The following is a 19,466-nucleotide window of genomic DNA, read 5'->3' on the forward strand; positions in this document are numbered from 1 at the left end:
TAAGTCCAATTCTATTTATACCTAAATTAATATCAGTTTTATATAACTTAGATTTAAGTATAATAAAAAGGAGCATTACGCTCCTTTTAAAACATCCCCGTATACAAAGTTCTCTCTATTATATTTTCGATGACATGACATACGGGATCATTATTATTATCAAGATCCAAAACAACATCACTTGCTTCTTTTAGTTTTTTACTGCCGTTTGCAACACTTACACCAAGGGCAGCATTTTTAATCAAAGGAAGATCATTATCACTATCTCCAACTGCTATAATCTCTTCTTCTTTTACATTTAATTTATCGGCAACTTCCATTAATGTAACAAATTTATCTATCCCTTTAGGATAAAAATCTATCAAAACTCTATAAGAAACACATCCCGTTATAGTTTCATATTTCTTTGATAATATTCTATTTACATCTTCTTCGGTTTCATAATATGCACAAATTTTAAACGGATTTGGAACATCTAAAATATCTTTTAACTTAATAAAATGAGCTTCACCATTATTTGGGCGCATTGTAGTAACACAGCTTTTATCCTCTGTTTCGTACCACATTCCCGTTTCATTTGTAACCACAAAAGATTTACATGTTTTTCTCAAATGCTTTACAAGACGCTTGTAATCTTCTTTATCAAAAACTTTTATAAAGCTTACTTCACCTTTTGTATTAAAATAACTTATACCGTTATCCGCAACATGATAACAATTATCAAGCTCAAGACTTTCTGAAACAGGAAGTACACCTTTATAATATCTTCCACTTGATAAAACAACATATACACCTAAATCTTTACATTTTTTTATCGCCTCTACGGTCTTTGGTGTTACTTGTTTTTCATCATTAAATAATGTCCCATCTATATCAAGCGCTAAAATTTTATACATAATTCACTACCCCTGTTTAATTTTATCTAAAATTTTGCATTATTTACTGTTCTTGGGAAAGGAATAACATCCCTTATATTTTTCATACCTGAAAGATACATTATAAGTCTTTCAAATCCGAGTCCGAAGCCTGCGTGTTTTACTCCTCCATATCTTCTAAGGTCTAAATACCACTGCATACTTTCCTTGTTCATTCCAAGTTCATCCATTCTCTTTTCCAAAATATCAAGCCTTTCTTCTCTTTGGCTTCCTCCGATAATTTCACCAACACCCGGAACCAATAAGTCTACAGCCGCAACAGTTTTATTGTCATCATTCATCCTCATATAGAAAGCCTTTATTTCTTTTGGATAATCCGTAACAAAAACAGGAGCTTTAAAATGCTTCTCTGTCAAATATCTTTCATGTTCTGTTTGAAGATCAAGTCCCCACTCAACGGGATACTCGAATTTTTCATTTGCATTTTTAAGTATTTCTATCGCTTCTGTATAAGTAATTCTCTTGAATGTTGAATTGACAATACCCTTAAGTCTTTCTATAAGTCCTTTGTCTACGAATCTGTTAAAGAAATTTATTTCGTTTTCTGCTTTATCAAGAGCATAATTTATAACATATTTCATCATATCCTCTGCCAAATCCATATCATCATTTAAATCCGCAAAGGCAATTTCCGGTTCAACCATCCAAAATTCTGCCGCATGTCTAGGTGTATTGGAATTTTCAGCTCTGAAAGTAGGACCAAATGTATATACATTCTTAAAAGCCAGAGCAAATGCTTCTGCCTGAAGTTGCCCTGATACCGTAAGATATGTCTCGTCAGCAAAAAAGTCCTGGGCATAATCTATATCATTATAATCATCAAGCGGCGGATTTTTCACATCTAAAGTTGTAACCTGAAACATTTCTCCTGCCCCTTCACAGTCACTTGCCGTTATCAAAGGGGTGTTGACATAAACAAAATCTCTGGTTTGAAAAAACTCATGTATGGCAAAAGCAATCAATGAACGCAATCTGAATACAGCGTTAAAACTATTTCCTCTCGGTCTTAAATGTGCTATTTCTCTTAAATACTCAAAAGTATGTCTTTTCTTTTGAAGAGGATAAGAAGGCTCGCTGTCTGCAAGAAGAAAAACATTACTTGCTTTAATTTCAAAATCCTGTTTCATATCCGGAGTAGCAACCAATATACCTTTTACCTCTATCCCACTGCAAGCATGATACTTAGTCACTTCTTCATAATTGTCAATTTTGTCTTTTTCAATAACGACTTGTACATTTTTAAAGCTAGTTCCGTCGTTTATTTCTATAAATCCAAATTGATTGGATGAACGTATCGTTCTTATCCATCCGTTTACTGTAATTTCCTTTCCTTCATATAAGTTATAATTTTCAAATAAATGCTTAGTATTTATTATCATTTAAATTCTCCTTAAATTCCCGAATTTGGTTTTATTATAACATATTTTTTTTCAATAGCCAATTTTACATATAAAATATAAATTATTAATTAAAAATTATCTCAAAAGTGTTGACAACTTACAAATTTTGGGGTATACTATTTAAGCATTTGTAAGTGCGGGTGTAGCTCAGTGGTAGAGCCCTGGCCTTCCAAGCCAGTCGCGAGGGTTCGATTCCCTTCACCCGCTCCATTATTTAATCATGCGCCTGTAGCTCAGTTGGATAGAGCAACGGCCTTCTAAGCCGTGTGTCAGGAGTTCGAATCTCTTCAGGCGCGCCATTATAAAATTTTGTTTGATGGTGATTGTAGCTCAGCTGGTTAGAGCGCTGGATTGTGGCTCCAGAGGCCGTGGGTTCGAATCCCATCTTTCACCCCATAACATAGGGGTATAGCCAAGTCGGTAAGGCAACGGACTTTGACTCCGTGATCGTAGGTTCGAGTCCTGCTACCCCTGCCATATGCGCAAATTAATCGAATGAGTTTCATTCGATTTTTTATTTTTTCTATTGATAATTTAAAAATTTTATTATATCATATTATATATTATAGGGGTATCGCCAAGCTGGTAAGGCAATAGATTCTGGCTCTATCACGCGCAGGTTCGAGTCCTGCTACCCCCGCCAAAAGATAAAATAAACCCGATCGTTATTCTATAACAATCGGGTTTTTATATAGCTTTTAACTTATAAGATATCGTATAAACATTCTATCATATACGTAAAAGAAGTTGCTCCGGGATCCTGATGCCCTAAACTCCTCTGCCCTATGTAACTGGCTCTGCCTTTTGTTGCAACAATTGTTTTGGTATATTCAACCCCTTCTTGTGATGCATTCAATGTTTTTCTCATTGCACTTTTTACATCACCGTTTTCAAGCTCAGACTTGAAAGCTTCATATGCGGGAATCATAGAATCAAGCATAGTCTTCTCGCCCTTATCCGATTTACCCCTCATTTTTACACCTTCAATGGCAGCTTCCATTATATTGATAAAATCATCACCATCAAGTTCTTCTTTCCCTGCACAAACTGCTCCGGCTTTCATAAAAGCCGTACCATACAGAGGACCGGCAGCACCCCCTACCGTAGAAACCAACGTCATCCCTACAGTTTTTAAGACAGTACCGCAATCTTTATCTTTTAACGATGCAAGCTTTTCTTTCACTGCGCCAAAACCTCGTGCCATATTTATGCCATGATCTCCGTCTGCAATTTCACTGTCAAGATCAGTCAAATATTGTTTTTCGATTTCTATTTTATCTGCAATCTTTTCTATAAGTTCAATTAATTTATCCTTTGTCAATTTTCTTCTCCTTATAATGTTTTAAACGCAGGAGTGTTTGCACTGCTGTCAAGAAGAGCCTTTAATTCTTCGTCCAACTTAAGCAAACTTATCGAAAATCCCGCCATTTCTATTGATGTCATATAATGACCGACAAAGTTTTTATAAATTTTAATCCCTTTGTCTTTTAAAATATCGGCTAACTTATTCCCTATTATATATAGCTCCATTAAAGGAGTTGCACCTGAATCGTTTATCATAACGGCAACTTCGCTTCCTTCATAATCCAAGTCCTTAAGTATACAGTCAACTAGATGTTCGGTTACTTCATCAGCAGTAGCCAATCGTTCTTTATGGGTACCGGGTTCTCCGTGAATACCTATTCCCACTTCCATTTCATCATCACTTATTTCAAATCCGGGTTTTCCGGCAGCCGGAACAGTACAAGGTGAAATGGCAACCCCCATGGTTCTGACATTCGCTATTACTTTTTCAGCCACAGATTTAACATCTTCAAGGCTTCTTCCTTCTTCTGCGGCAGCCCCGGCTATTTTATGAACAAATACCGTTCCGGCAACACCTCTTCGTCCTGTTGTATAAAGGCTGTCTTTAACTGCCACATCATCATTCACAATAACTTGTTCAACTTTGATATCTTCCATCCCGGCCATATCTGCTGCCATATCAAAATTCATTACATCCCCGGTATAATTTTTTATTATCAACAAAGCTCCTTTTCCATCGTCAACAGCCTTAATAGCTTCATATATCTGATCCGGAGTCGGAGAAGTAAACACAGGTCCGGCAACGGCTGCATCCAGCATACCATAGCCAACATATCCGGCATGTGCCGGTTCATGACCGCTTCCGCCACCGCTTACCAATGCAACTTTATCTTTCTTTTTTTCCTTTCTTACAATTACATCAAACCCATCCAATCTTTTTACATATTCAGGATGCATTTTCATAATGCCGTCTAACATCTCATTTTCTACGTTCTCAGGTTTATTAATAAATTTTTTCATATAAAAACCTCCTTTTGTAAATTATATCACAGCAAATTAATTTTCTCAAAATTAAACAAACTTTTAATTTAAATAAAAAAGACCTCAAAAGAGATCTTTATTTGGCTAATAAAACATCAACACCTTTTTCCTTAAAAGCCCTTATGTCTTCTTCGCTCATATCATCGGTAATAATGTAATCGAAATCCTCTATTTCTGCAAATTTAATTAACATTTTCTGATTTAACTTGGAATGATCTATAAGAGCAACAACTTTATCTGCATTTTTAATCATTGCTTGTTTTACGGGCATTTCAGTAAAAGATTTTACGCTTGCTCCATAATTTATATCAATACCGTCTAAGCCTATAAAGGCAATATCCGAATGAGTATTTTCAAATAAATGTTCCGATGTTGCCCCCAAAAGAGAAAATACGGATTTTTCTATATATCCACCGGAAACCAAAACTTTTGCCTTTGAATCAAGAGCAAGTTTATAAGCAGATTTTACATCGTTTGTTATAACCATAACCTCTTTATCCAAAATGTTTGGAACAACATGATACGGAGTAGATCCTCCGTCTATTATAATAGTATTCCCTTCTTCAACCAGTTTTGCGGCAACTTTACCTATTTTTTCCTTTTCTTCTCTGAATGTTTTGTCCTTTTGATAATGAGGCGTTTCCGTAGAAAGAATACTCTCGACAGAAGTGGCTCCTCCGTGTGTTTTCAAGACTTTTCCCATATTAGCAAGTTCAATTAAATCTTTTCTTATGGTTACATTCGAAACATTCAGCATTTTAGACAACTCTTTAACGCTTGCTTCTTTTTTCTCATAAATATATTGTAAAATAGCTTCCTGTCTTTGTTCTTTATACATACTATCCTCCATGTAAAAATTTATAAACCTTTACATATATAAATGTAACAAATATAAAATTGTTTGTCAATTATTAATTTTCATTTACTTGTCTTTTCCATAAAAAAAAACAACAATTAAATTTCTTTAACTTTTAAAAAGAAATTTAACAATTATTTAAATATATAATTTAAATTTCCAGTTTAGGTTAACTGCAAGACCTCAATTTCTTAACATTTCTCTTCCATTAAAAAATTTACATCTAACAGATATCATATAAAAAATATTACTTAAAAGGATATTTTTGTTAAATAAAAAACGAGTACAATTAAAAACCTTCCAATATTCCTTAATAGAAATACATTTATTTAAAATCATATAAATATTAAAATTAATATATAATCATAAATAACAATACCAACTCAATCAATTAAAAAAATTATTGTTTATAATATTTGCTATAAAAATAAAATTAATATATAATTTACTCTGTTAAACAAATAAAGGAGAAGATAAAATGCCTTTTGACTCTATCACGACTTATGCATTAATAAAAGAATTAACCGACAAGCTTGTCGGTAATAAGATAAATAAAATATATATGCCGACAAAATACGAAGTAGTACTGCATACTTTCGGCAACGATAAAAATATGTTACTGATAAATGCGGGATCTTCAACCCCCAGGGTGCACTTTATAGAAAGTTACAACGCTTCGATGAACGAACCTTTCGGCTTTTGTATGTTGCTTAGAAAATATCTTACGGGAGCAATAATCACAGGGGTTGAAGGATATGAATTTGACAGAATAATACAAATTCATTTTGAAAGTATAAACTTACTAGGCGAATATCAAAATTTAACATTAATCGCAGAAGTGATGGGAAGGAACTCAAATTTAATTTTGGTTGATGACGAAAGCGGAAAAATAATAGACTCCATAAAACATATAAGACCGGATAATCCTCTAATGAGAGAAGTTGTTCCCAAAATAGATTACGAGTATCCTACAAAAGATAGATTAAACCCCCTTGATTTCAACGAATTTCTTGCAGTGGACAATATATTAAGACATAAAGAAAAAACATTAAAAAGTGCCTTAATGAGTACTTTTAACGGAATAAGTCCGATTATATACAGCGAAATAATAGATAAATCAAATTTGGATTATAATATAGGCATTGAATCTCTCGAAAAAAAAGAAATAGAATATATTGTCAATAAAGTAAAAGAATATTTTAAAAACATAGATTCAAAATTAAATTATATCATTTATAAAAAAGACGGTAAAAACGAAGATTATGTATGTACCGAAATAGAATCATATAACAAACTTGACAAAGAATCTTTCTCTTCCCCATCTTTAATGATAGACGAATATTACAGAGAAACAGACCGATTAAACAGATTAAAAGTAGTATACAAAGATGTTTACAATATTATAAACAGATCACTGGCAAGAGAAGAGCACAAGCTCGAACTGAGAAGAAAAGATTTATCAAAAGCTCAAGGAAGTGAAAAATTTAATATAAAAGGACAATTATTACTTTCAAATCTGCATCTTATAAAAAAGGGAGATAAAAACATAACCGTTTTAAACTTCTTTAAAGAGCCTTATGAAGATATCACAATATCTTTAAACCCGGCTCTATCTCCCAGCGAAAATGCAAATAAATATTTTAAAAAATATACAAAACTCGAAAACTCAAAAAAATATTTGGAAAAACTTATTAAAGAAGGAGAAGAAAATGTTTACTTTCTTGAATCCCAATCTCTGTATTTGGAAAGAGCAAAAACGTATCCTGAAGTGGAAGAAATAAAGCAAGTTTTGGAAAATTTGGGATATATAAGAAAAAAGAAAAAGAAACACAATCTAAAACAGGTAAAAAAATTGGTATTCAAAAGCAGTGACGGATATGAAATATACGTCGGAAGGAACTCGATGGATAATGATTATTTAACCAGAAAATTTGCTTTAAAGACAGATTTGTGGATTCATACAAAAGATATCCCCTCTTCTCATGTTATAATTAGAACAAATAACGGAGTTTATTCAAAAGAAGCATTGGAACTTGGGTGTAAATTATGCGTATATTATTCAAAAGCAAAAAACTCATCCAATGTAGCCGTTGATTATACTTATATAAAGTATGTAAAGAAACCAAGCGGAATGAAAGACGGCAAAGTTATATATACCGATAACGAAACGGTACAGGTAACATTAAGCGAAGAAGACATTAAGATGATAGATAAATTAAGTAATTAAGGAGAAAATAAACATGAAAGAACCTTTTGTTGCACTTATCGGACGTCCGAACACCGGTAAATCAACTTTATTCAATAAAATATCGGGAAAAAGAATTTCAATAGTCGAAGATACCCCGGGAGTTACAAGAGACAGAATAATCACAGATACATCATGGGGAGGGAACAGTTTCTTCTTGATAGATACCGGAGGAATCGAACCTAAAAGCGACGATATCATTTTAAAACAAATGAAAAGACAGGCAAACCTTGCAATAGACATGGCAGATGTCATAGTTTTGGTTGTAGACGGAAGAAACGGGGTTACCGCTTCAGACAGAGACGTTGCAACAATGATAAGAAAAAGCGGGAAACCGTGTGTACTGGCAGTAAACAAGATCGATTCCTTCGATATAGACTATTTGAGATATGAATTTTATGATTTAGGACTTGACGAACCTATTGCAATAAGTGCGGAACATGCTCTTGGATTCGGAGATTTGTTGGATGAAATAGTCAAACATTTTCCTGAAAACAAAAAAGGCATCGAAGAAGAAGACAGAACCAAAATTGCGGTTGTGGGAAAACCAAATGCGGGGAAATCAACCTTGGTAAATACACTACTGGGAGAAAACAGAGTAATAGTAAGTAATATTTCGGGAACAACAAGAGATGCGATAGACACTATTTTCAACTATGAAGGTAAAAATTACACATTAATCGATACTGCGGGAATAAGAAAAAAAGCAAAGATATATGACGATATAGAGCACTATTCCACTATACGAGCAATAGGAGCGATAGAAAGAAGTGACATATGTCTGCTCATGATTGATGCCATGGAAGGGGTAACCGATCAGGATGTAAAAATCGCAGGTCTGATAAAAGACAGATATAAAGCCGTAATAATTATAATAAATAAATGGGACTTGGTCGAAAAAGAAACAAACACAATGAAAGAAATGGAAAAAAAGGTTAGAAATTCACTCTATTTCCTAGACTTTGCACCGATTCTGTTTATAAGTGCAACCGAGAAAAAAAGAACTCATAAACTTATGCCTTTAATAGAAGAAGTCCTAAAAGAATACGATAAACGAATCACAACAGGATTGTTAAACGAAGTTATGGGAGATGCCGTTATGATGAATAATCCTCCGGCAAAAGGCACGAAAAGGATGAAAATATACTACACATCCCAAGTGGCAACAACACCGCCTACTTTTGTAATATTCGTAAACGACCCCGAACTTGAGCAGGATTCTTATTCTAGATACTTAATAAATAAAATAAGAGAAGCATTTACTTTTAAGGGTAGCCCAATAAAGCTTATTTATAGAAAAAAACAAGAAAATTAAATAATATAAAAAAAATAATTATATTTTAACCTCCAAGCGAATATGTATAACTAAGAGACATGAGTTTGGAGGTTTTCTTATGAATTTAGGAATATACGAAGATATATCAAAAAGAACAGACAGTGATATATATTTGGGAGTAGTGGGACCGGTCAGAAGTGGTAAATCCACTTTTATAAAAAAATTTATGGATGTTTTGGTAATACCAAACATTGAAAATAAATTTAAAAAAGAAAGAGCAGTGGATGAATTACCTCAAAGCGGATCAGGAAAAACCATAATGACGTGCGAACCGAAATTCGTACCCAATACCGCAGCAAACATATCACTCGCAGAAGGTGTAGATTTAAATGTAAGGCTGGTTGATTGCGTCGGATATGTAATACCGGGAGCAATCGGAGACATGGATGAAAATGAAGAAAGAATGATACGAACACCATGGTCCGACAATCCAATGCCTTTTAAAAAAGCTGCGGAAATGGGAACAAAGAAAGTAATAGAAAAACATTCCACAATAGGAATCGTGGTAACAACTGACGGAAGCATAAGCGGTATCGACAGAGAAAACTATATTGAAGCTGAAGAAAAAGTAATAAACGAACTTAAAAATATAAATAAACCTTTCGTAACCATATTAAACACAACATCGCCAAACAGCAAGGAAAGTAAAGATTTGGCAGCAAAGCTCGAAGAAAAATATAAATGTAAAGTTATCGTACTTGATGTTATGAACATAACTCTTGAAGATATAGAGAATTTATTAATGGATGTTCTGTTTGAGTTTCCTATAAAAGAAATTAACTATTTACTCCCTTTATGGCTTGATTTGATTGACGATGAAGATGATATAAACAAAGAAATTTATGATTTTATATTATCAAACTCAAAAGAAAAGGACACTTTAAACAAGGTTATTGAAGGAATAAAACATTCTGATTTTGAAAGTTTTGACATCGACGTAACAAATGTCGATTTAAGCTGCGGAATAATAGATGTGGACATAAAAGTAGATAATAAAGTATTTTACGCTTTACTGAGTAAAAAAAATGATATAAGCATAAACGGAGAATCCGATTTATTCTCTTTGGTTGCAAATTTAACAAAGATAAAAAAAGAATATGAAAAGATAGAATCAGCTTTAAACACCGCTAAAAACAGCGGATACGGAATCGTTACTCCCGAATTTGAAGATTATGTTCTGGAAGAACCGGAAATGATAAATAAATCATCAAGACACGGAGTGAAGATAAAAGCATCAGCACCGGCTTTGCACATTATATGTACTGATGTACAAACATCCATCAGTCCGACAATAGGATCTGAAGAAGAATGCCTGGTATTTTATGACAAAATAATGGACGAATATCAAAACGACCAGGAAAAAATTTGGGAAAGTGAATTCTTCGGACGTAATTTGAAAAACATGATTAGTGATAATATGCATAATAAGCTAACATCAATAGAAGATGACAACAAAATAAAAGTACAAAAAACCCTTACCAAGGTTGTGAACTCGGGAAAAGGCGGTATTATTCTTTTATGGCTTTAAAATATAAGTAACGATAAACCTCTGAATAAGTATCAGAGGTTTATTTTAATGCAATGAAACACTCCTTCTTTTTATTTTCTTTAAAATAATAATTAAAAGTTATTTATATAATTAAAAATTGATATTTATTTAAAATCATCTATCAAAATAAAAGAATAAAAAATCATATTAAAAAACAAAAACTCATAAGTATATTTTATACAATTACACAGTAAAAATCTTTTAATTAAGTATACATACGGTTCTCTATAATCAACTCATTTTAAAGATTATAAAAATATATACTTTTTGTAACAATATAAAACAACCCATTTTATTATTATATATGTAATATTTCTATAAGAAAAAAACTAAAACAGAACATTGATTTGAACTTTATACATTATATCAAACTCGCTACAAAAAGTATGATAAAATATTACTTAATGATATTCAATTTGAATATTTGTTAAATTCAGATTAAAAATACAAACAAATATCTAAAACAATTTCTGTAAATTATAAATAAAAAATATACAAATATATTTCATTTATAATTGAAATTTCAAAATTATTCAATTTAGTAATGACGAAAGCACTTATTTTAAAAGGTTTTCATATTTTATATAATTAATCTTATTTTTTCACTTTTAACGGAAATTTATTACAATTTACCGCGCCTTTTATTTGTGATTTAATGTTATTGAAGATAAATATATTTATTTCATTTAATATTTTCACAAAGTAATGGCTAAAATTCAACATCACGGAGAAATGCTATGAAAAGAGAAATTACAATACTTAAGTATTTACTGAAAAACCATGGTTTCAAAACAATCAGCGAACTTGCGGAAACATATGAGGTTTCCACAAGAACCATCAGAGAGGATATAAAAAATATTGAAAATGTTTTGAAAGGCTCTTCCATAAAAATTGTAAGAGACAGAAAGAAGGGAATTTTAATTACCAATGAAAGCAAAAGTGATAAAGAACTATACAACATAATAAACGTCTTAAACAATGGCGAAGAGTATTATGCAAAAGAAGAAAGAATAAGCATCATCATATATGAGTTATTAATAAGCGATAAAGCCATAACTTACGATTATCTTATGGATAAAACAAACACCAGTAAAACAACTATCGTAAAAGATTTTGCCCAAAGCGAAAAATGGCTTTCAAGCAGAGGAATTAAGGTAATAAAAAAACCGAGAATCGGCATAACTTTGGAATATGATGAACTTACTTTCAGAAATGTTTCCCTTGAATATATAGAATCGAGCCTAAAAGAATTTGATTTTCAAAAAATATACAACAGCTTTAACGGAAGTGATTTTCTGACCTTAAATTTATCGATGAACAGTTATATAAATTTTATAACAAAAGACATAAATGTAATGGCAGTAAACAACTTCATAAAAAAGTATGAAAACGACTTTATGATCAAATTCAGTGAAGATGCTTTTATAAGAATATTCTTATACATACTGATATCTCTTCAACGTATAAAAAAAGGAAAATATCTTCTGCTTAAAGAAAATCAGGGATCTCAGGCATTAAACAATACCGCTAAGTTAAAAGAGTGGATACTAACCAACAATAAACTGTTAAATAACGCAGCAAACATGGATATATCAAAAACCGAAATCACATACATCATTCACTATATGATGTCTCAAAACAAACGTTATTTATCAAAAAATATTAATTTAAGTTCATATGATGAACAGAAAATCGTAAAAGAATTTATTGGTATTGTACAAGATTTCCTTTGCATTGATCTAATACAAGACGACACATTGTTTGAAAATATTCTTATGCATATAAGTTCAACCATTCATAGATTGCTTTTTGATATTAAAGTATCAAATCCCCTCTTAAAAGATATAAAGAATGAATATGCCGAAATTTTTAAAGCATGTGAAATTGGAAGAAAATTATTTGAAGAGAAGCTGGAAAAAAAACTCAGTGATGACGAAATAAGTTTTTTGACAATGCATATAGCGGCGTCTATAGAAAAAACAAAACAAAAAAAGAACTTCAATATTTTCAGAACCATTATCGTCTGCTCAAGCGGTATAGGAACCAGCAATATGCTCAAAACAAGACTCATAAATGAATTTCCGAGCATTATAGTTGAAAGAACCTGTTCTGTAGAAGAATTCCATAAAATCAACAAGGAAGGAATCGACTTGGTAATATCGACAACCCAATTATCCATAGGACAAAACAAATCAATTATATACGTATCTCCCCTGTTAAACAACAAGGACATATTCAATATAAAAAAATTTATAAGTAAAACAAACATAAAAAACAAGGATAATTACAGTTTTGTCATAGACGATTTAATGGAAATTATATCGAAAAGCTGCATTATAAATGACTATAAAAAACTGGAAACGCAAATTCAAAAATATTTTATAAAAGAAGAAAGTATAACAAAGAATAATCAGTATTTATTGAGTGAGTTTGCAACGGACGAACATATCCTTTTAAATGCAGATGTAACCAATGCCACGGAAGCGATTCTTTTAAGCGGAAAATTAATGTACAAAAGCGGATGTGTGAGAAAAGACTACGGAAAACAGATGCTTAAATCAAAAGAAATACTAGGCTCAAACATCGTTATATCGGAAGGAATTGCACTGCCACACGCAAAAGCAATGGGAAATGTAAATAAAACATGCATGACTTTTATCACTTTAAAAAATCCGATTAAATTCGGGAACGCAGATTATGATCCGGTAAAACTGGTCATATCCCTGGCTGCCACAAAATCAAACAAACATTTTAAAGCGTTATCGGAACTGATGGAACTGATTAATCATGAAACGGTTTTAAACAAGCTCAAACTATGCAACACTCAAGAAGAATTCAGAAAAATCTTAAAAGAATTTGAAGCCAAATACTATAAAAAATCATAAAGGAGGAATGACATGAAGCAAGATATAAACGAAATCTTATGCACAGATACCATAGACGTAAGCGATGTGGAAATATTGAATAAAGACAACTTATTCAAAAAAATGGCGGATATGTTTCAAAAAGCAAACTGCGTAAAAGATTCAAAAGAATTTGTAGAAGCGCTCTATGAACGGGAAAAATCCGGTTCCACTTATATGGGCAACGGTCTTGCCGTACCTCATGGGAAATCGGCAACAGTCATAAAACCGTCAATTGCATTTTGCAGATTTAAACCTTTTGTTTACGACAAAGATGACGGAGAAGATGCACAAATAGCATTAATGCTGGCAATTCCCGAATCAACAGAACAAAAAGATTACATAAGCATGCTGGCAAACATTACAAGATTATTTTTAGATGAAGATTTTTTAAATAAACTTAAGACAGAAAAAAATAAAAATATTATTATGGATGAATTCAAAATCCGTTATGAAAACATATAGGAGGAAAAAAATGAAAGTTGTAGGAATCAGTTCTTGTCCATGCGGTATAGCACATACATACATGGCAGCGGAAGCGATGAAAAGAGAAGGTAAAAAATACGGTATAGATGTTCACATTGAACTTCAAGGACAACTTGGACCGGAAGACGAGTTATCGCCTAAAGAGATAGAGGAAGCGGATGCAATAATTCTTTGTTGCGGTATACTTCCAAGCGGAATGGAACGCTTCGACAATTATAAAGACAAAATAGTAGAAGTTGATTATGCAAACATTCTAAAACATCCTGAAATAATGATAGATAATTTAATTGAAGCGGGAAAACTTGATGAAGATATAAAAAATAAAAAATAAATACATCTATGAAATAGGAGAATATAATATGAAAGATAAACTAAGAGCGTTAGGAAAAGAAATGTACGGAGCAATGATGGCAGGTATTTCTTACATGATTCCTGTTGTTATAGCAGGTGCCATCATTATGGCAATTCCAAACTTCTGGACCGCAGGCGCAGCTGCGGAAGCAAAATCGGGTTTGGCATTCTACATGTACACATGGGGTAATCAATTATTCAAAATGATGTACTATATTCTTGCCATGTTCGTTGCTTTCGGCTTGGCGGGAAGACCTGCACTTACCAGTGGATTGGTAGTAGGGTTATTTGCGGCAAACGGAGAAAGCGGGTTCCTAGGAGCCGTAGTTGGCGGTATTATTGCAGGATACGTAACGAGATATACAATTAAATATCTTAAACTTCCTCCTGTAATGAGTTCGGCAAAATCAATCCTATTCATACCTATAATTACATCTTTTATAATGTTCCTTGCAATGCAATTTGCAGTTGACCCTGCATGTTCATTCTTAATGAAACTTATATATAACTTTGGTGTTTGGGTTGAAGGTCTAGGATACAAACCATTACTTCTTGCTGTATTCGGAGCTTGCTTCTGCTTCGGAATGGGCGGTCCTTTCTGCTATGGTATGTTACCTTTGGCACTTATATACATAAACGCAGGAGACAACGTAACAGCAGCTGCAACAATGGTTTCTGCTACATCAGGATGTCTTGGTACAGCAATCGCAGTTATGTTATTTAAAAAGAAATTTACTTCTGACGAAAAAGCTAATGTTCCAGGTCTGTTCGCAGGATGGATATGTCAGATAACGGAGTTCCCAATACCATTCTTCATGGCAGACCTTAAGGTATTCACTCCGGCATATATTTTGGCAGGAGCAGTCGGAGGAGCTATGGTAGGTCTTTTAGGAGTAACTACTCCGGCATGGCACGGAGGTATGTTTACAGCTTTGATGGCAAGCTCTATTCCAAAAATTGCCATTTGTATACTTGCACAAGCAGCAGTTGTAGTACTTTGGGTATGGCTGTTTAAGAAAGACTTACCTCAAGAAGAATTAGAATAATCAAAAAAACAAAATATATAAACGAGGAGAAATATATGATATATTCAACGACAGTAAAAAACAAAACAGGCATACATGCAAGACCGGCAAAAGTATTGGTAGAGGAAGCCGGAAAATACAGTTCCGATATAAAAATAAAAGCGAATGATATTGAAACAAATTGTAAGAGCATAATGTCTGTTATGGCACTCGGAGCGACTCAGGGAACGGATATTCAAATAACAATAAACGGAAGTGATGAACAAGAAGCCTATGAGGCTATTAAATCTTTGTTTGAAAACAATTTAAACGAACCTGAATAAATAAATGTGGTTACAAACCTAAACAACATATCCGTAAACCTATAATCGGGTTTACGGATATAAAGCATAAAAATATAACAATCGTATAAATTTACGATATTTACAGCAAAAGAAAGAAGAGGAACGAAATGAAAATACTGGTTGCATGTGATTGTTATGTAAGACCGGAAATGGTCAAGGAAATAAAAGAACTTGAAAAATATGACAATGAGGTAATTGTTTATGACAACAAACTGCTTTCGACAAAAGAAGCCTTTGCAGAATATATGTTAAAAACAGAAGTTGAAGGAGCTGAAGCCGTTGAAGCAGGTGACGAGTTTGTAAGACTTGCAGAAGATGCAGATGTAATTGCAGTGCACTTAACCCCTGTAAACAAAAAAGTAATAGACAATGCAAAAAAACTAAAACTGGTTGCGGTAATGAGAGGCGGAGTAGACAGCGTAAACGTAGATTATCTTCACGAAAAAGGTATTACGGTAACAAATGCACCTTGGAGAAGCGCTTATGCGGTTGCCGACTTTACGGTTGGGATGATGATAAGTGAAGTAAAAAACATCGCCAAAAGCCATCATTTATTGATGAGCGGGAAATGGGAAAAAGAATATCCCAATGATATTAACTACATAGATATGAGAAATCGTACAATCGGTCTTATAGGATTCGGATATATAGGACAAAGAGTACAACAAAATTTAAGCGGCTTTGGATGCAAGGTTCTTGTACATGATCCGTTTTTAAGTGACGAAAAAGTAAAAGAATTAGGTGGAAATCCAGTAAGTCTTGATGAACTGCTAGAAAAATGCGATATTATATCTCTTCACTTAAGATACTCTGAAAAAACAAAAAACTTTATAGGTAAAAAAGAATTTGACAAAATGAATAAAATGGCAACACTCATAAATACCGCAAGAGCAGGGTTAGTAGATCAGAAAGCCATGATTGAAGCTTTAAAAAATAAAGATATTCTAGGAGCAGCTATAGACGTATATGATGAAGAACCTTTAAGTGAATACAATCCTTACACAAAACTCGATAACATAACATTGACACCTCATATTGCGGGAATATCCAACGACACAATAGCAAATGCCGTAGAAATAGTGGCAGAAGATTTAAACAGATACTTTAAAGATGAAGATATGAAATGCATAGTAAGGTAGGTAAATAAGATGTTAGTAACAATGAAAGAAATTTTAGATGATGCCAATAAAAACAATTATGCTGTAGCAGCTCCAAATGTAATAACAGAGTTAGATACGAGAGCATTTATAGAAGCGGCAGAAGAATTAAATGCCCCTTTGATTTTGGACTTTGCATACGGAATGCACCCCGACATATATTTTATCGCAAAAATATGTACAATGCTGGCAGAAGAATCGAGAGTTCCAATAGCATTCAATTTTGACCACGGTGGAAATAAAAAATACATATTGGAAGCCATAAGAGCGGGATTTACTTCCGTAATGGTTGACAGATCATCCCTTCCTTTTGAAGATAATGTAAGAGAAGTAAAAGACATCGTTGACATAGCCCATAATCTCGGAATAAGCGTAGAAGCAGAGCTCGGGCACGTAGGGCAGGCAGACAATTATGAAATTGACCGAAACGCAGCTCTTACAAGTGTCGACGAAGCCGTAACATTTGTAGAAAAAACAAATGTAGACTGTCTTGCAGTGGCAATAGGAACGGCACACGGAGCATATCCAAAAGGATTCAAACCCGAAATAGATTTTGAAAGATTGGAAGAAATCAAAAAAGCATTATCTGATTTGCCTTTGGTACTTCACGGTTCATCAGGCACGGATTTAGATTCCCTGAGAAAAGTTTGCACAATGGGAATTAACAAAGTAAACATCGCAAATGACGTATGCAGAGGTGCCGTTGATGCTTTAAAAGACGCAAACCTTGAAGGCTCGGGGGCGTATGATGTATACAGAGTTGCAAGAGAAGGTGCGAAAAAAGTATTGATGGAAATGATAGAAGTATACGGTTCTGTAAATAAAACTTTTGAGGTAAAACCCAAAGGATTAAGTGTAGGTATGACTTCTATGGAAGAAAAATAATCAAATATCAGACGAATACATGAAATATTTTTAAACTCTCCTTTAAAGTCAAAAAAGATGCTTTATGCATCTTTTTTGATTTTATAATACAATGATATTAATTATTTCAAGTACTTAATCTTTTTTTCTTATCGAAGCCGACGGTATATTAAGTTGACCTCTGTATTTATTAACCGTTCTTCTGGAAATATCATACCCTCTTTCCTTTAAGCATTTAGATATTTTTTCATCGCTTAAAGGTTTATTTTTATCCTCATTATCTATAATTTCCCGCATTGCATTTTTTATATCGGTATCGACGGATACATTATTATCCTCACCTTTAGTACCTTTTCCCACAGAATGTTTAAAAAAAGTTTTAAGAGAAAATATCCCTCTTTTTGTATCAATATACTTTTCATTTACAATCCTGCTTACAGTAGAAACACTTATTTCACAAGACTCAGCTATATCCGCCATCTTCAAAGGCTTCAATTTCCCTTTTTGAAGAAATTCATCTTGCACCTTAAAAATTTCTTTTGTGATTTTAAGCATATTTTCTTTTCTTTTTTCTACCGCAAATATAATAAACATGGCTTTGTCATAATAATTTTTATAAAAACTCAAAAGTTCATCATCGCTTCTTGCCTGATTCATATCAACAACGGCATTCGTATCTATTTTTATCTTTGGCGAATTATCTTCAATCAAAGAAACCTCTACATTTCCATTATCCTCGATTACTCTTATTTCAGGGTATATGTACAAATCATTGTCATCCGTTTGGAGAAATTCACTTGTTATATTCAATTTACACGATTTAATGTCTTCTATAAGGCTTTCTATAAAATTGATATCAAAACCCGTTTTTAAATGTATGGTATTTATTTTTCCATAAGCAATATTTTCCATATAGCTTGTAAGAAGAATAAGATGTTCTTCTCTGTATAAACCTTTTTTCTTTAATTGCAAAATTATTCTTTCTATAGGACTTCTGGCACACACCCCAACCGGATAAAAACATTGAATTGTATTTATACAAAAGTCCAACTCATCTTTGTCAATTTCTAACAAGGAACACATTACATCCTCGTCTATATTCAAATACCCTTTGTTATCCACATAATCAATAAGATATTCACATACTTCCTTATAAATTCCTTTAATACCGATAAATCTGAGTTGAAACATAAGATTCTCTTTCAATGTTTCCCCCATTACCGCTCTTGCTATATTATCGTTAAAACCTGACTTTGAAGATACAAAATAGGAATCCCCCTCATTTTCTTCACTTTTTCTTACTTTATACTCTTCATTTTCCATACAAGTTGATATATCATTTTTTATCGGATTTTCAACCTCAATAAACATATTTATATCAGCTTCATTTTCCAGAAATTCACTGAGTTCAAATACATTAAAATTTAAAAGCTGAATAGCCTGCTTCATTTCATGGGTCATAATCAGCTGTTGTTTTTGTTTTTGAGTCTGCTCCAGTTTTAACATATATCTTACGCTCCTATATTTGCAATATACAATAGTTTTAAATTTTTGTCAAACCGCAATTATCCGTCATTCTCATAAAATTGCTATCTCATAACTCATACTTCTATTATAAAAATAAAAAACAAATTAATTAACTTCAATCAATTAAAATACAATACATATG

Annotated in this window: 16 protein-coding genes and 4 tRNA genes; 14 read left to right on the forward strand and 6 right to left on the reverse strand. The window is 32.7% G+C overall.

Annotated elements, in window-relative coordinates; genetic code table 11:
- Nucleotides 1-86: 86 nt before the first annotated feature.
- Both QZ357_RS01665 and asnS read right to left on the reverse strand, forming a co-directional pair.
- The gene (locus tag QZ357_RS01665) at nt 87-896 is read right to left on the reverse strand and encodes a Cof-type HAD-IIB family hydrolase (protein ID WP_290771100.1); all 810 of its coding nucleotides are present in this window, start codon (nt 894-896) and stop codon (nt 87-89) included.
- Nucleotides 897-922: 26 nt separating this feature from the next.
- Entirely contained in the window at nt 923-2,314 is a 1,392-nt protein-coding gene (asnS, locus tag QZ357_RS01670; protein WP_290771101.1) for an asparagine--tRNA ligase, read from the reverse strand.
- A 157-nt stretch (nt 2,315-2,471) separates the two neighbouring features.
- On the opposite strand from asnS, the gene QZ357_RS01675 reads away from it, so the two are divergent.
- The 4 genes from QZ357_RS01675 to QZ357_RS01690 all read left to right on the forward strand — a co-directional run bounded on the left by QZ357_RS01675 (nt 2,472) and on the right by QZ357_RS01690 (nt 2,812).
- Nucleotides 2,472-2,545, forward strand: a tRNA-Gly gene (locus QZ357_RS01675).
- 12 nt (nt 2,546-2,557) lie between these two features.
- A tRNA-Arg gene (locus QZ357_RS01680) sits at nt 2,558-2,634 on the forward strand.
- A 20-nt stretch (nt 2,635-2,654) separates the two neighbouring features.
- Nucleotides 2,655-2,731: transfer RNA gene (locus tag QZ357_RS01685), tRNA-His, on the forward strand.
- Nucleotides 2,732-2,737: 6 nt separating this feature from the next.
- Nucleotides 2,738-2,812, forward strand: a tRNA-Gln gene (locus QZ357_RS01690).
- A gap of 226 nt (nt 2,813-3,038) precedes the next feature.
- Here QZ357_RS01690 and dhaL read toward each other — a convergent pair.
- The 3 genes from dhaL to QZ357_RS01705 all read right to left on the reverse strand — a co-directional run bounded on the left by dhaL (nt 3,039) and on the right by QZ357_RS01705 (nt 5,519).
- Entirely contained in the window at nt 3,039-3,656 is a 618-nt protein-coding gene (gene dhaL, locus QZ357_RS01695; protein WP_290771103.1) for a dihydroxyacetone kinase subunit DhaL, read from the reverse strand.
- Between the two features lie 11 nt (nt 3,657-3,667).
- A complete protein-coding gene (dhaK, locus tag QZ357_RS01700) occupies nt 3,668-4,660 on the reverse strand; it encodes a dihydroxyacetone kinase subunit DhaK (protein ID WP_290771105.1) in 993 nt (330 codons plus the stop codon).
- 97 nt (nt 4,661-4,757) lie between these two features.
- Entirely contained in the window at nt 4,758-5,519 is a 762-nt protein-coding gene (locus tag QZ357_RS01705; RefSeq protein WP_290771107.1) for a DeoR/GlpR family DNA-binding transcription regulator, read from the reverse strand.
- A gap of 496 nt (nt 5,520-6,015) precedes the next feature.
- On the opposite strand from QZ357_RS01705, the gene QZ357_RS01710 reads away from it, so the two are divergent.
- The 10 genes from QZ357_RS01710 to QZ357_RS01755 all read left to right on the forward strand — a co-directional run bounded on the left by QZ357_RS01710 (nt 6,016) and on the right by QZ357_RS01755 (nt 17,818).
- On the forward strand, nt 6,016-7,764 hold the full coding sequence (locus QZ357_RS01710) for an NFACT RNA binding domain-containing protein (RefSeq protein WP_290771109.1): 1,749 nt from the start codon (nt 6,016-6,018) through the stop codon (nt 7,762-7,764).
- 13 nt (nt 7,765-7,777) lie between these two features.
- Nucleotides 7,778-9,097 carry a ribosome biogenesis GTPase Der gene (gene der / locus QZ357_RS01715; RefSeq protein ID WP_290771111.1) on the forward strand — a complete coding sequence of 440 codons (1,320 nt, stop codon included), beginning with the start codon at nt 7,778-7,780 and terminating at the stop codon, nt 9,095-9,097.
- Between the two features lie 79 nt (nt 9,098-9,176).
- On the forward strand, nt 9,177-10,646 hold the full coding sequence (gene spoIVA, locus QZ357_RS01720) for a stage IV sporulation protein A (protein WP_290771112.1): 1,470 nt from the start codon (nt 9,177-9,179) through the stop codon (nt 10,644-10,646).
- Nucleotides 10,647-11,404: 758 nt separating this feature from the next.
- Nucleotides 11,405-13,552: a BglG family transcription antiterminator gene (locus QZ357_RS01725; protein ID WP_290771115.1), complete on the forward strand. Its 2,148-nt coding sequence runs from the start codon at nt 11,405-11,407 to the stop codon at nt 13,550-13,552.
- A gap of 12 nt (nt 13,553-13,564) precedes the next feature.
- Entirely contained in the window at nt 13,565-14,035 is a 471-nt protein-coding gene (locus tag QZ357_RS01730; RefSeq protein WP_290771117.1) for a PTS sugar transporter subunit IIA, read from the forward strand.
- A gap of 10 nt (nt 14,036-14,045) precedes the next feature.
- Nucleotides 14,046-14,387 carry a PTS fructose transporter subunit IIB gene (locus QZ357_RS01735; protein WP_290771119.1) on the forward strand — a complete coding sequence of 114 codons (342 nt, stop codon included), beginning with the start codon at nt 14,046-14,048 and terminating at the stop codon, nt 14,385-14,387.
- A 28-nt stretch (nt 14,388-14,415) separates the two neighbouring features.
- Nucleotides 14,416-15,453, forward strand: a complete 1,038-nt coding sequence (locus QZ357_RS01740; RefSeq protein WP_290771121.1) for a fructose-specific PTS transporter subunit EIIC — start codon at nt 14,416-14,418, stop codon at nt 15,451-15,453.
- A 35-nt stretch (nt 15,454-15,488) separates the two neighbouring features.
- Nucleotides 15,489-15,755 (forward strand): HPr family phosphocarrier protein, encoded by a 267-nt coding sequence (locus QZ357_RS01745; RefSeq protein ID WP_290771123.1) that lies wholly within the window; start codon nt 15,489-15,491, stop codon nt 15,753-15,755.
- A gap of 128 nt (nt 15,756-15,883) precedes the next feature.
- A complete protein-coding gene (locus tag QZ357_RS01750) occupies nt 15,884-16,915 on the forward strand; it encodes a 2-hydroxyacid dehydrogenase (protein ID WP_290771125.1) in 1,032 nt (343 codons plus the stop codon).
- 9 nt (nt 16,916-16,924) lie between these two features.
- Nucleotides 16,925-17,818, forward strand: a complete 894-nt coding sequence (locus QZ357_RS01755) for a class II fructose-bisphosphate aldolase (protein WP_290771127.1) — start codon at nt 16,925-16,927, stop codon at nt 17,816-17,818.
- A 114-nt stretch (nt 17,819-17,932) separates the two neighbouring features.
- Here the strand turns inward: QZ357_RS01755 and rpoN are convergent, their stop codons facing one another.
- A complete protein-coding gene (gene rpoN / locus QZ357_RS01760; protein ID WP_290771129.1) occupies nt 17,933-19,303 on the reverse strand; it encodes an RNA polymerase factor sigma-54 in 1,371 nt (456 codons plus the stop codon).
- Between the last annotated feature and the right edge of the window lie 163 nt (nt 19,304-19,466).

Source organism: Anaerofustis sp., assembly GCF_019420015.1.
In the GTDB taxonomy this organism is placed as follows: domain Bacteria; phylum Bacillota; class Clostridia; order Eubacteriales; family Anaerofustaceae; genus Anaerofustis.